We start from the raw sequence: 14,089 nt of genomic DNA, 5'->3' as shown, positions 1-14,089 counted from the left end.
GGAGCTTCCATCGCATTTCTCACTCAAAACTTCACTCACCGGAATACCAGCCGCAGATATTCCATCAGCGTCTCGGTAGCTTCCTCCCGGTAGATGATCTCTCTCGCCAGGACCGGCCTGTCGGTTATGATCCCATCCACACCAAGCATGATCAGGCGCTCCATCTCACTCTTGGAATTCACAGTCCAGGCAAAGACTCCTTTACCCTGCGCATGGACATTTTCCATCAGCCGCTCATCCACAAAGCTGGAGCGCACGCTGATAAAATCCACCGCTTCGCTGGAATAAAAATTCCCATACGCCGCCGAAATGATATATCCGGTCCGAAGCTGGGGTTCCAGCTCCTTCACCTGCTTTAAATAGTTCAAGCTGGTGGAGGTAATAACGCACTGTTCTTCCATCCCCTGTTCCAGGATCAGCTCTACCACCCGGGCGGGCAGCTCGCTGTCCTTTCCGACGTTCTTGATCTCAATATTTAAGTTTATTTTCCCCCTGCAGACCTCCATGACTTCTTCCAGGGTCGGTATCTGCTCCCCGGCAAATTCCGCCGAAAACCAGGAACCCACATCCAGCTGCCGCAGTTCTTCAAAGGTCAGGGAACTGATCGCCCGGTTAAGCCCCGCCACCCGTTTTAAATTGGCGTCATGGCCCAGGACAATCACGCCGTCCGCACTCATCTGCACGTCCAGCTCCACGCTGTCCGCCAGCTCCTCAATGGCTGCCTCCATGGCGGACAGGGTGTTCTCCGGAGCGCTCCATGAACTTCCTCTGTGCGCGGTGATCTGGGTCTCCACCAGGATCTCATCCGAAACTGCCGAACCGTTCCGCACCAGGTCAAAGATGTAGAACAGGCCTGATGCCAGGATCACGCAGAGCACTGCCGCCATCTTGCGCCTGTTTGCCGTCCCCTTTGCCGGATACTGGAAATCCCACCGTTCTTCATGGAACCTGCGGTTTCCGTACTGATAGTAGGTCACGGACAGTGCCGCAAAATTCCCAACCACCGCCAGGATGCTGCCTAAGAATATCAGGCCCAGTTCCAGTTTGTCGGCCACAGACAAAAGCACTGCCATGGCAAGCGTCTTGTCCGTGAATGCGACCACGAACACTGCCGCCGCAAATACAGACAGTGCGTAGATCAGAAGCGAGGACAAAACTACCAGCAGATTGCAGCCGACAACCAGGCCCAGCACTCGTTTATGATGGCCGTGCATTAAGTTTTTGCTGCGCCGCAGACTGTCAGAAAAACTTTTCTGCTCCACCATGCAGCCGTAAACAATAAAGGACGCCGGAATCATCGCTGCCATGCAAAACAGAAGCAGCGCCAGCATAAATGCCAGCAGCCACGGTTCCTTCATGATCTCCTGGATAACGAAATTGACTGGCTTTACATGAGTCAAAGCCCTGCAGATGAACAGCAGATTGACCAGAAAATACTGCATGAGGAGCATGATCCCCAGCCTCCAGTTGAGCCTCCACAGCTCATCAGCAATCTTCTGAAGCCCTCCCCAGAAAATGTGCAAAGGGGTCAGCTTCTGATAATAGGCTGACCCCTGGAATGCTGTAATAAGTCCGGCTATCTCAAGCGCCAGCATCATCATGCCGACCACCGCCATCATTGCCATGATAAGTATCGTCCATGGCCGGAGAAGGAAACTTCCGATATTCCCCGCAGTCAGATAACTGTAGCCTGCCAGCTTAAGCGCCATGCGCAGTCCCCTGCCCAAAAACCGTAAATAGACCGGCAATGTAATTCCACGGTATAGAAGCTCAAACAAAAGAATGTTTTTCCAGTTCTGGCCTGCAATATGCCATGTATCTTTTGCTAACGTCTTCATATATGTAATTTTCTCTTATTCTTCCCGCCCGGGTTCCTGCTCTCTCCCCACCGCCAGGATCGACTGGTTCAGTGAAAACATCTTTGCATCCAGCACATCCACCATATCGGCGCATGCCTTTAGCTCCGCCTGCAGGGAGTCCGGGGCGTTTCCTTCGAATTTGTAATAGATCTTGTGTTCCAGACTTGCCCAGAAATCCATCGCCACAGTACGGATCTGGATCTCCACCTTGGTATCCACCGGCCCATTGGCCAGGTAGATCGGGATGGTCACTACCATGTGGTAGCTCTTGTAACCGTTCGGTTTGGGCTGCTTGATATAGTCCTTCACATAGAGGACGCTCACGTCCTTCTGTCTGGCTATCATATCCGCGATCTGGTAGATATCCTGGGTAAACGAACAGATGATACGGATACCCGCGATATCGCTCAGCTTCTCCACCATATTGTCTATGGTGACTTCCTGGCCGTCCAGTTTGAGCTTCTTGACGATGCTCTCCGGGGTTTTCAGCCGGGACTTAATATGCTCAATGGGAGTGTGCCCGTAGATATGGACAAACTCCCCATTGAGGATCTCTATCTTGGTATTGATTTCCTTCAGCGCTGAATCATACAGAAACATGATTGATTTCCATTGGTCCAACTGACTGTATGCACTGGGGATATTCACAGACCCTATCCCTCCTTCGCTTCTAATATTGCTCCGGCGCCGCGTGCGTATTCCTACAGCTTCAGACCCTTTAACAGGGACCCCAGTCCTGTGGTGGCCGCACCTGACTCCTTATAGTCAAATACCTCCTCCTGAACTGCTCCGTCTGCCTCAAGCGCCTTCATGCTCAGGCTGATCTTGCCTTCCTTGAGGCCGATGATCTTCACGGTCACTCTCTGGCCTTCCTTTAACACCGCGCCCGGATTCTTGACTCTCTGGTTGCTGATCTGGGACACATGCAAAAGCCCGGTCAGCCCGCCGTCCAGATCTACGAATGCGCCGTAATCCTTAATGCTGTCTACCTTGCCCTCTACTACCGCGCCAACCTTTACGGCCTCCATCCTGGCTGCCTTCTCAGCTTCTTCCTTTTCCTTCATCACAACTCTGCCGGACAGGACCAGCTTCTTGTGTGCCGGGTCCACGGTGATCGGAACCACCTCCAAATGCTGGCCTACACAGTCCTCCAGCTTCTCCACATACTTCGTGGAGATCTGGGATGCGGGAATAAATCCCTGGATCTCATCCACATAGGTAACCAGGCCGCCCTTGACAGCCTCTTTTACTTTGACCTTGACCACAGTCTTGTCAAGCATCATCTGCGCCAGCTCCGCCCACTTCTCCGCATCTGGTCCTTCCTGCTCCTGCACTGCATTGCGCCGCTCGTCGAACTCCTTATAAGATGCCTCCAGCTCGCTGGCAAAATCATCCATCGTCTCTTTTACTTCTTCACTCATGATAAACACTCCTTCGCTTCATACTAATTGCCGGAACTGCAACCGGCAGCTACGATGACTTTACCACATTTTCAACCTTTTTGCTATAGTTTTATGCTAAAAAGTGTGGTATACTACGAAAGCAATACTGATTGATAAAGAAAGGATTTCCCATACAACACAACTATGAACGACATTTTAGACCTGCATACCCATACGATCGTCAGCGGGCATGCATACAATACCCTTTATGAGATGGTCCATTCCGCCGCCGGCAAAGGCGTAGAGCTTTTAGGCGTCACGGAACATGCCCCCAGGATTCCCGGTGCATGCCATCCTTTTTATTTTATTAATTTCAGGGTCGTTCCCAGGGAGCTCTACGGCGTGAAGCTGATGCTCGGCTGCGAGCTAAACATCATCGACTACGACGGCAGCGTGGATCTGGAGAAGAGGTATCTGCGGGGACTGGATTATGCCATCGCCAGCATACATGAGCCGTGCTACAAAAACGGCACCGTTTCCCAGAACACTTCCGCTTATGTTGGAGCCATCAAAAACCCTGCTGTCCAGATCATCGGACATCCTGACGACGGGCGGTTCCCGGTGGATTATGAGACTCTCGTATGCGCGGCAAAGGAGGAGCACGTGCTTTTAGAGGTCAACTCCAGCTCCCTCCATCCTGGCTGCAACCGGGTGGGCGCCCGCGAAAACTACATCACGATGCTGGAGCTATGCCGCCGGTATCATACGCATGTCATCCTGGACAGCGATGCCCATTGTGAGGTGGATGTAGGCAACCATACCCTCGCCCATGCCCTTTTAGAGGAGATCGGTTTTCCCGAAGAGCTGGTAGTCAATTCTTCTATAGAAAAAGCGGCTGAGTACATTCCATGGCTGCGCCAGCCCATATACGCAGGAGGCGCCTCCAATGATTAATTTTTTAAATCTGGAATACTTCCTGGTCGCAGCAGAAGAACTGAATTTTACCAAAGCCGCAAAGCGGCTGTTCATCTCCCAGCAGTCATTAAGCACCCATATCTCCAATATGGAGAAGGAATTTGACGTGATCTTGTTTAATCGTACCACGCCCCTGACCCTGACCTATGCAGGGCAGGCGCTGAAGACGAAAGCGAAAAAGATCCTGGAGCTGAAGGACGAGACCTACCGGGAGCTGGCAGATATCAAGGATTTTTCCGTAGGACAGCTCACCATCGGGCTTTCCCATACGCGCGGCCGCATCATCCTGCCGGAGATCCTTCCTTTATACAGAGAGCGCTTTCCCAACATCGATCTCCGCCTGGTGGAAGGCAACTCCTCCCGTCTGGCCGGAGACCTGCTGCACGGAGACGTAGACCTGATCATCGACATGCTTCCCTTTAAAGTGGAAGATGTGGAATCCGTCCCCATCTGTCAGGAAGAGATCCTCCTGGCTGTGCCGGACTCCGTGCTGGAACGTACATTCCCGGGCCGTTTGGAGGAGATCAAGGCTCAGTTGGAAGCGCACACGGACCTTGGTCTGCTCAGCGAATGTCCCTTCCTCCTGATCAACGAGGGAAACCGGGTCCGCACGATCGCAGATGAGATGTTCGAGGAAGCACAGTTCACCCCCAAGGTCGTACTGGAAATGGAAAATATCGAGACCGTACTGGCGCTTGCCATGAGGGGCATGGGCATCACATTCTACCCGCGCATGTTTATCTCCGGACACAAGGAGATCCAGCGCAGGTTCCGTGACTGTTCGCCTCTCAACTTCTACTCTCTGGACTTTCCTAGGGCCCACAGCGTGCTCGCGATCGGTTACCACAAAGGCCATTATATGTCTCAGGCCACAAAAGAATTCATACGGATCGCAAAAGAAACCATATAAACTGACCCGGTATCTGTCACAGGATACCGGGATTTTTTTATTCCACTTGACTTTTCTGCGATCCTGTCGTAAACTAAACATAGTAACTGTTATCATTTCTAGAATACGTAAGGAGTTGTTCTATGAAAACATTAAAGTATAGCCGTCAGAGGGAATCCATCAAAGCATGTCTGATGAACCGTCATGACCATCCGACCGCAGACGCCGTATACGCAAGCATCAGGGAGGACTTCCCCAACGTCAGCCTTGGTACCGTCTACCGGAATCTCAACCTGCTGGTGGAGCTGGGCGAGATCCAGAAGCTTACCTGCGGAGATGGGAAAGACCATTTTGATGCCGATATCAGCCCTCACTACCATTTCATCTGCCGTGACTGCGGCGCTGTCCTGGATCTTCCGCTGGAAGCATTTACGGATATGGACCAGAAGGCGCAGGACTGTATCGGAGGAAGGGTAGACAGCCATGCCATCTATTTTTACGGCACCTGTGCGGACTGCTTAAAGGCAGCTTCCCACTAACCGATCACTTAAAAAAATGAAAAATTTTTCTCAAAAGTGATTGACAAACTACGAAACATGTGTTATCTTAATATCAGTAATCATTACTATTACTGTTCTGGTTACACGGGTCAGTTAAAAAAATAAAAATATTAATAAATGAAAAGGAGAGTTTGAGTTATGAAAAAATGGGTTTGTACTGTATGTGGTTATGTTCACGAGGGAGATGCTGCACCGGAGTTCTGTCCGGTATGTAAGGTTCCGGCTTCCAAGTTCATCGAGCAGACTGAGGAGAGAACCTGGGCTGCTGAGCACGTTGTAGGCGTTGCACAGGGCGTAAGCGAGGATATCATCATGGATCTGAGAGCAAACTTCGAGGGCGAGTGCTCCGAGGTTGGTATGTATCTGGCTATGGCAAGAGTTGCTCACAGAGAGGGTTATCCGGAGATCGGCCTGTATTACGAGAAGGCTGCTTACGAGGAGGCTGAGCATGCTGCAAAGTTTGCAGAGCTGTTAGGCGAGTGCGTGACCACCAGCACCAAGAAGAACCTGGAGCTGAGAGTTGAGGCTGAGAACGGCGCAACCGCTGGTAAGTTCGACCTTGCAAAACGCGCAAAAGCTGCTAACCTGGATGCAATCCATGACACCGTACATGAGATGGCCAGAGACGAAGCTCGTCACGGCAGAGCATTCGAAGGTCTGTTAAAGAGATACTTCGGCTAATAGCTGATAACATGAGTATTACAGCCATCCCGGCGGCGTCCCCCACACGCGCCGCCGGGATGGTTTTTTCATTGCCATTTTTTTCCGGCTGGTGTATACTGAAGTCAGTACCAAATTTCGTTTAAGGAGGATATTCACATGTCAAAGTACGCAGGAACAAAGACCGAAAAAAATCTCTGGGAGGCATTTGCGGGCGAATCCCAGGCACGTAACAAATACACCTTCTACGCTTCCGCCGCCAAGAAGGCCGGCTATGAGCAGATGGCTGCCCTCTATTTAGAGACTGCAGACCAGGAGAAGGAGCATGCAAAGCTGTGGTTCAAGGAGATCCACGGCATTGGCACCCCGGAGGAGAACTTAGTTGACGCCGCTGCCGGTGAGAACTCCGAGTGGACCGACATGTATGTGCGCATGGCAAGAGAAGCCGACGAAGAGGGCTTCCCGGAGCTGGCCTCAAAATTCCGTCTGGTCGCCAAGGTAGAAGCTGCCCACGAGGCCCGTTACTTAAAGCTGCTCGAGAACTTAAAGAAAGACGGCACCTTCAAGGGCGACGCTCCTCTCGGCTGGAAATGCCGCAACTGCGGATACATCCACGAGGCTGCAGACGCACCCGAGATCTGCCCGGTTTGTGCTCATCCAAAGGCGTTCTTCGAAAGAAAGGCTGAGAATTATTAAGGTTGTTGTTGCTGGGAGGGGACGCAACCTCCGGTGAGATAGTCTCGGGAGAGAGATTGGGAACGATGGGGGCGGGTGCTCCGGTTCCCGGGGATAAGAGGGTCTAACAATAAAAAATACCGCTGTCAGGGCAACGCTCCAGTTCCGGAATACTTTTGATAAGTATTCCTCCACGTCGCGCTACGCCTGGGACTTGAAGTCCCAGGCTCGACCCTGTCAGCGGTATCTTTTATTGTAAGTCCCTCTAATCCCCTCCACAGTCACCCCCGCCCCCATCGTTCCCAATCTCTCTCCCCCTACGGTTCTTTGGAGGTTGCTGTGCTCTGGCTGCCATACACAAAAACCTTAATAGCAAAAACTGAAATAAAAAACCCTAAAACCAGTTCAAGTTCATTAAGTTCAAATACGTAAGAACCTGTTTTGGGGTTTTAGGGGCTGCTTTTCGTTTTCCAGGGTTTTGGTTTTGGTTTTCATACCTCATGGCTGCCAGGGAGCAGGTCGGGAAGGGGGACCGGGGGTGGCGGGAAAAGGGGATGAGGGCATTTTGCGTATAATGTACCCATAAGTGTGGACACATTGGAAAGTGGGGGACCCTCTTTTTAGACAGACCGCCTTGTCAGCCCCTTAAATATGAACAGCCCCCTGCATTCCCGTCCCCTTATAATGCACACACTCTGCTGGTGTACCCGTTTTATTGGACTGCACCCCGGAACTTTAGCCTGGCCCCCGTTTTCTTTTGGCATATTCACTTTCCTTATGGTATTCTTAAATTAAGAACAACAGGAGGAATACCATGAGCAGAAAACCCTTTACCGAAGAAGAAATACTGTTGCTGCGACAAAACCCTTACACCTACAGCGTGACCCAGTTTCAATTGAACCTTACCAAAGAGTTCAAAGAGATCTTTTATTCAGAATACCAGAAAGGGGAACTTCCCCGGAAGATTCTGGAGGATCACGGCTATAACCCGGCCATCCTGGGGGAGCGCAGGATCTGGAGTATTTCCGGCCACATCCGGGAACAGTACAAGAAGTACGGCTGTTTCTACGAAGGGAACTACACACATGGAAAGAGGCAGCCCCAGGAGCAGACGGGTGATAACCATGCATCTGAAAAAGAAGAACTGAAACAGCTTCGGCATGAGGTCGATTACCTGAAACAGGAAGTGGAGTTTTTAAAAAAAATTTCTGCAGTCAGAACTACCAGAAAGTAGGTGCACTGCTCATGAACGACTCTTCGTGTATTTTTGAGATTATTCAGCAGACCCTGGCACAGAACGGGAACACCCTCTCCGCCAAAGAACTCTGTTCGGCAGCCGGGGTTTCCAGGAGCGGCTATTATGCCTGGCTGAAAGCTGCCCCGGTCCGTGAGCAGAAGGAAGAGGAGGACCGCCGGGATTTCGAGCTGGTACTGTCCGCTTATAAGCAGCACGGTTATCCCAAAGGAGCCCGGGGCATCCATATGGCTCTGCTCCACAGTGACCCTCCGGTCATCATGAACCTGAAAAAGATCCGCAGGCTGATGGAAAAGTTCCGGCTGTCCTGCCCATACCGGGGCCCGAATCCCAATAAGAGACTCGCAAAAGCGCTCCGGACTGGAAGTGTTTCGGATAACCTGCTCCGCCGTGAGTTCGAAAGTTATGGGCCGAGGATGGTGTTGCTGACAGATATCACTTACCTGCCTTATGCCGGAAGGTTTGCTTATCTGTCTACGATCCTGGATGCTTTTACGAAACAGATACTCTCTTATGTGCTCAGCGAATCGCTGGAAGTGGACTTCGTACTGGAAACAGTGGAGAGGCTGATCGCAGACCATGGAATCTCCCTGCATGCCGAAACAATTATCCACAGCGACCAGGGCTGTCATTATACCAGCCGAAGCTTTATCAACATCCTTTATGACAGAAAACTGCGCCAGTCCATGTCCCGCAAGGGCTGCTGCTGGGACAATGCCCCGCAGGAAAGCTTCTTCGGGCATATGAAGGACCACATCAGGGGAAACCTGGCGGATTGTGCTGCGTTCATCGAAGTAAAGTGTGTGATAGATGACTATATGGAGTACTACAATAATGAGCGTTACCAATGGAAACTTGCAAAGTTAGCCCCAAACGAGTTTTATGACTTTTTCATCACTGGGAAGTATCCACTGGATATCCCCAACAGGCCGTCCTGTCCGGTGATTACAAAAAGGCCGGAGGAATTAGGAGGCAGAATACTTCAAAGTAACAAGATTACTTAAAACTATCATAGAATACCATAATAATAGAAAACAGGACATCTGAGAACAGGATGTAGGTAAAAGAGGAGGAAAAATAAACTGCCCCACTTTTAAAAATGTCCTTGACAAGGGGGACAGTTCAGCGGAGGCATGGAAACGGTTAGCTTCCTGCGGCGCCAAATGCGGGGACGCAGGCTGACGCACAACGTCAGGCTGCGAGGGGACCGGAGAAGCGAATCCATCAAGGATTCGGTTCGACTGTCCCCGGTTCCCCGCATTTGGCGCTGCAGGAAGGTTAGCGTTTCCCGCCGACGGCAAACAGCCCTCATCCCCTTTTCCCGCCACCCACGGGGCCCCTTCCCGACCGTCCCCTTCAGACATCTTTTAACAATCCAGTAACCGAATCCATCACAAACCCGCGTACCACCACGTCCTTCGGCATCAGCGGGTGCCTTTTGAGGCTCTCCACGGACTCCTGCACAGACTGCTCTACGGAATCAAATCCGGCCAGCCAGTCTTCCAGGTCAATGCCGCTGTTGCGGATGATCTCGATATGCTCCTTTGGGATTCCCCGATCCTTAAGCTTCTCTACCAGCTTTCTGCCGTCCATCCCCTGGACGCCGCAGTCTGTGTGGCCGATCACCATGATCTCCTCCACGCCAAGCTCCAGGATCGCCACCAGAAGGCTTCTGACAGCGCTGCCGTAAGGATGGTTGATCACACCGCCGGCATTCTTGATGATCTTGGCGTCCCCATTGCGGATACCAAGCGCTGCCGGTAAAAGTTCAATGAGCCGGGTATCCATACAGGTCAGGATCGCAAGCTTCTTGTCCGGGTATTTGCTGGTCTGATATGGCACGTAGGCCTGCTCTTCCACAAACTTCCGGTTATATTCCAAAATATCCTTTATCATGCTAAATCCTCCCTGTCTTCGTACTGCATGTCACTTATTCCAGATGATCACAGAATATCATCCGTATCATCCCACTGGATTCGTGAGTGTTCCGATCCCCTCTACTTCACACGTCACTACATCTCCCCGCTTTAGGAAGCGCGGAGGAGTAAAGCCCATGCCCACACCGGCGGGAGTCCCGGTTGAGATGATCGAACCGGCTTTTAAGGTCATGCCCTGGGAAAGCTCGCTCACCACATGATCGATCCCAAAGATCAGTAGCTCTGTATTGCTGTCCTGGCGCAGCTCGCCGTTTACATAGGAACGGAGCTTCAGGCACGGCGGATACGGAATGGAATCTGCGGTCACGATACAAGGCCCCATGGGGGTAAACCCATCCAGGCTTTTGCCGAAATACCACTGCTTATGCCGGGTCTGCACATTCCGGGCGCTGACATCGTTTAAGATCGTGTATCCAAAGATATAATCCTTTACCTGCTCCGGCGGGACATTCTTTGCATCTTTCCCGATGATCAGCGCCAGTTCGCACTCATAATCCAGGCTGTCCACCAGATCCTCATGGGATGGGATCGGCGCGCCGTCTGCCACTGCCTCATTGACCCGCTTGGAAAAATAAACGGCAAAGGGGCGCTCGCCTCCGAACGCCTCTTTCTTGAACCGGGCGGACTCTTCTGCATGATCCATGTAATTGATCCCCAGACAGATGATATCCTGCTCCGGCACCGGGATCGGCGCCAGCATTTTCACTTCCTCCAGCCGCGCCGCGCCCTGTATGGAATATGGTTCTTTTTTTGATATATATTCCAGGAGCTGGATCTCTGACTCGCTGATCTGCTTTACCGCCTCCAGCATCGTCTTATACTCCAGCCCCGCTGATTCAAGCGGAAATACCCACTCTCCATCCTCACTGATAAGGCCTGCCCTTATTTTCTGCTCTACCTGATAAGTCACTAATTTCATATCCGCCTCCCGCTCCGGTCCGCCTGCTGCGCGCCACATTTTCTTTGATCATATCATGATCACTAACCTCACTAGGTTCATATTATACCTCGCGGGAGGGGGAGTTGCAAGCAGATTAGTTTTAGCCGAGGGCTTCCCGGATGGTTTTCACCGCCTGGATGACCACCGTCGGGATCACTGCAAACACTATGATCGTGACGAGCTGGCGCAGGCTTAGGTCTGCTACAGCAAACAGTACCTGCAAGCCTGGAAGGAACAGTACCGCAGCCAGAAGAAGCACTCCGGCCTCAAACGCCATCACACTCCATAAATTGCTCTTGAACTTCAGCCGGATGATGGAGTGTTCACTGCGGCAGTTAAAGCCATGGAACAGACGGGCAAGCGTAAGCGTTGCAAATGCCATGGTACTGGCGGTTCCTGCTCCCCCCGTCTCCAGCCCGATATGGAAGGCAAGCATCGTACACAGGGCGATCAAACCACCCTGGACCATGATCCGGCCCAGAAATCCACCTGTCAGGATTCCCTCCTTCGGGTCCCTGGGCGGCTGCTCCAAAAGCCCTTCCTCCTGCGGCTCCATACCGATGGCAATGGCAGGCAGGGAGTCTGTCAGCAGGTTAATAAACAACAGATGGACCGGCGCAAACGGCATGGGGAGCGCAAGCAGCGAGGTATACAGGACACTGAAGATCCCCGCCATATTACCGGACAGAAGGAACTGGATGGCATGCCGGATGTTGCGGTACACATTCCTGCCGTTGGACACAGCTTTTATGATCGTCGCAAAATTGTCGTCTGTCAGGATCATGGACGCCGCATCCTTGGAAACCTCCGTCCCGGTTATGCCCATAGCCACGCCGATATCAGCCTTTTTAAGGGCCGGGGCATCATTGACGCCATCACCTGTCATCGCCACGATATTGCCCTGCTGCTGCCAGGCATCCACAATACGGATCTTGTGCTCGGGGGAAACCCGGGCGTAGACCGAAATGCGGGTCAAATCTCTCTGAAGCTGTTTGTCATCCATAGCGTCCAGCTCCGGTCCGGTAACGGCCAGATCCCCATTTTCAAACAGCCCGATCTTTTTTGCAATGGCAATGGCCGTGATCTTGTGGTCTCCGGTTATCATCACCGGCCGGATTCCCGCCCGTCTGGCGCTGAGCACCGCAGTCTTTGACTCGATCCTCGGCGGATCCATCATGGCAACCAGGCCCAGGAAAATGTAATCATGCTCCATAGCCGTGCTGCATATGCTCATCTCCGCGCCAGGATAAACCCCGTCCGCTTCCTTGTATGCCATCGCCAGGACCCGAAGGCCCTGTTCCGACCAGTCCTGGTTCTGCTGCTGGAACCGCTGCCTCCAGGCGCCTGTCATAGGCCGTACCCCGCCTGCCGTCAGCACGCTGTCCGCCCGGTCTAACAGTACATCCATAGCGCCTTTTGTAAACAGCAGATGTTCGCCGTTTACGGAGTGAAGGGTGCTCATCAGCTTGCGGCCCGAGTCAAACGGGATCTCTCCCAGACGCGGTACATTTTTCCGAAGCTCTGCCGCATCCACGCCGGCGCGCTCCGCCATATCTAACAGCGCGATCTCTGTCGGATCGCCCAGCATCTCCGGTCCTGCGCTCCCTCCAGACGCATCATTATCCAGGACCGCATTGTATAAAAGCATCCTGTGCACCGGATGATACGGGATCAGACGGAATGGCGGAAGCTCCTCTCCGTCCACATAAACCTGCTGCACCGTCATCCTGTTCTGGGTCAGAGTCCCTGTCTTGTCGGAGCAGATGACCGATACGCAGCCCAGGCTCTCCACCGCTTTTAAATCCTTGATGATCGCATGTTCCTTTGCCATCCTCTGGGTACCCATGGCCTGCACGATCGTAACGATCGATCCGAGGGCCTCCGGGATCGCTGCAACTGCCAAAGCGACCGCAAACATTAAAGAATCCAGGATCGGCATTTTCCGGTAAAGGCTCAGGCCAAAAACCAGAGCACAGATCAGCATAATGACCGCTGCCAGCCTTCCGCTGAACTCATCCAGGCTCACCTGAAGCGGAGTCTTCTTTTCCCCGGTGGCGTTCATGAGCGAGGCGATCTTGCCTATCTCCGTCTCCATACCGGTAGCTGTAACCACCATCACACCGCGGCCGGCGGTGACCAGAGAGCCGGAAAATACCATGTTGTTCTGCTCTGCCAGCGGGATATTCTCCGTCTGCCGCAGAATATCCGTTTGTTTCTCTACACTGTCTGACTCTCCCGTCAGAGAGCTTTCGTTCACCTGCAGGCTGTAGCTCTCAAGCAGACGGCCGTCCGCCACCACCAAGTCCCCCGCCTCTAAAAGTACCACATCTCCCGGCACCACCTGGGAAGACGGGATCTCTGTCTGCCTGCCGTCACGCAGCACCCGCGCCGTGGGGGCGGACAGCGCTTTTAATCCCTCCAGGGATTTCTGCGCTTTTTCATGCTGCACCGTTCCCAGGATCGCATTCATAATGATGACGGCAAAGATAACGATTGTGCTCTCCATGTTGTCCGACAGCATGGAGATGACCGCTGCCACGATCAGGATGATGACCAACAGGTCTTTGAACTGTTCCAAAAATACCTGCCACGCTTTTTTGCGCGCCCCCTCTTTCAGGGCATTCTCTCCCACCTGGCTGCGGATCTGTTCTGCCTGTCCCGTTGTGAGTCCTTCGGGACTTCCCTGCATTTCCTTAAGCACTTCTTTTCCTGAAATCCGATACCACTCTTTCATCCTGAATCTCCTCTCCTATACCTTATGGTATAACCAAAAAAGACCTTTCATGCATGGAATTGCTCCCATGCATGAAAAGTCTTGTCACCACCGAAAAAACGGACGGTATACATAGCCAGACTGTTGATGCAGCCGTGTATGTTGACCATGTATTTACAACTACTCCCTTTTGATGCGCTTGTTTATTTTATGATACTACCAATATATGCGAAAAAAAGGAATC

The 14,089-nt window shown here is 52.3% G+C and carries 13 protein-coding genes; 7 read left to right on the top strand and 6 right to left on the bottom strand.

Features of this window, described 5'->3' with window-relative positions:
* Nucleotides 1-35: 35 nt before the first annotated feature.
* The 3 genes from AB1I67_RS08120 to AB1I67_RS08110 all read right to left on the bottom strand — a co-directional run bounded on the left by AB1I67_RS08120 (nt 36) and on the right by AB1I67_RS08110 (nt 3,280).
* Complete coding sequence (locus AB1I67_RS08120; RefSeq protein ID WP_367029387.1) at nt 36-1,838, bottom strand: glycerophosphodiester phosphodiesterase; 1,803 nt, start codon at nt 1,836-1,838, stop codon at nt 36-38.
* Nucleotides 1,839-1,853: 15 nt separating this feature from the next.
* A complete protein-coding gene (locus AB1I67_RS08115) occupies nt 1,854-2,459 on the bottom strand; it encodes a GTP pyrophosphokinase family protein (RefSeq protein WP_367029386.1) in 606 nt (201 codons plus the stop codon).
* Nucleotides 2,460-2,560: 101 nt separating this feature from the next.
* Complete coding sequence (locus tag AB1I67_RS08110) at nt 2,561-3,280, bottom strand: S1 RNA-binding domain-containing protein (protein ID WP_367029385.1); 720 nt, start codon at nt 3,278-3,280, stop codon at nt 2,561-2,563.
* A gap of 165 nt (nt 3,281-3,445) precedes the next feature.
* On the opposite strand from AB1I67_RS08110, the gene AB1I67_RS08105 reads away from it, so the two are divergent.
* From AB1I67_RS08105 to AB1I67_RS08075, 7 genes are all read left to right on the top strand, one after another.
* Nucleotides 3,446-4,195, top strand: coding sequence for a phosphatase (locus AB1I67_RS08105; RefSeq protein WP_367029384.1), 750 nt, complete (start codon nt 3,446-3,448; stop codon nt 4,193-4,195).
* Nucleotides 4,188-5,126 carry a LysR family transcriptional regulator gene (locus AB1I67_RS08100; protein ID WP_367029383.1) on the top strand — a complete coding sequence of 313 codons (939 nt, stop codon included), beginning with the start codon at nt 4,188-4,190 and terminating at the stop codon, nt 5,124-5,126. The genes AB1I67_RS08105 and AB1I67_RS08100 overlap by 8 nt, the downstream gene beginning before the upstream one ends.
* Before the next feature lie 122 nt (nt 5,127-5,248).
* Entirely contained in the window at nt 5,249-5,644 is a 396-nt protein-coding gene (locus AB1I67_RS08095) for a transcriptional repressor (RefSeq protein WP_367029382.1), read from the top strand.
* Between the two features lie 159 nt (nt 5,645-5,803).
* A complete protein-coding gene (locus AB1I67_RS08090) occupies nt 5,804-6,346 on the top strand; it encodes an NADH peroxidase (RefSeq protein ID WP_367029381.1) in 543 nt (180 codons plus the stop codon).
* 138 nt (nt 6,347-6,484) lie between these two features.
* Nucleotides 6,485-7,021, top strand: a complete 537-nt coding sequence (gene rbr / locus AB1I67_RS08085; RefSeq protein ID WP_367029380.1) for a rubrerythrin — start codon at nt 6,485-6,487, stop codon at nt 7,019-7,021.
* Between the two features lie 793 nt (nt 7,022-7,814).
* Nucleotides 7,815-8,234, top strand: coding sequence for an HTH domain-containing protein (locus AB1I67_RS08080; protein WP_367029304.1), 420 nt, complete (start codon nt 7,815-7,817; stop codon nt 8,232-8,234).
* Nucleotides 8,235-8,245: 11 nt separating this feature from the next.
* Nucleotides 8,246-9,259 (top strand): IS3 family transposase, encoded by a 1,014-nt coding sequence (locus tag AB1I67_RS08075; RefSeq protein WP_367029303.1) that lies wholly within the window; start codon nt 8,246-8,248, stop codon nt 9,257-9,259.
* A gap of 352 nt (nt 9,260-9,611) precedes the next feature.
* Here AB1I67_RS08075 and AB1I67_RS08070 read toward each other — a convergent pair whose 3' ends face one another.
* From AB1I67_RS08070 to AB1I67_RS08060, 3 genes are all read right to left on the bottom strand, one after another.
* On the bottom strand, nt 9,612-10,151 hold the full coding sequence (locus tag AB1I67_RS08070) for a carbonic anhydrase (RefSeq protein ID WP_367029379.1): 540 nt from the start codon (nt 10,149-10,151) through the stop codon (nt 9,612-9,614).
* 66 nt (nt 10,152-10,217) lie between these two features.
* Nucleotides 10,218-11,111, bottom strand: a complete 894-nt coding sequence (locus AB1I67_RS08065; protein ID WP_367029378.1) for a fumarylacetoacetate hydrolase family protein — start codon at nt 11,109-11,111, stop codon at nt 10,218-10,220.
* Between the two features lie 121 nt (nt 11,112-11,232).
* Nucleotides 11,233-13,866: a cation-translocating P-type ATPase gene (locus AB1I67_RS08060; RefSeq protein ID WP_367029377.1), complete on the bottom strand. Its 2,634-nt coding sequence runs from the start codon at nt 13,864-13,866 to the stop codon at nt 11,233-11,235.
* Nucleotides 13,867-14,089 lie beyond the last annotated feature (223 nt).

The organism is Clostridium sp. AN503 (assembly GCF_040719375.1).
Classification (GTDB): domain Bacteria; phylum Bacillota; class Clostridia; order Lachnospirales; family Lachnospiraceae; genus Brotaphodocola.
The sequence above is the reverse complement of the archived record's forward strand: the minus strand, read 5'-3'. Positions and strand labels throughout refer to the sequence as shown.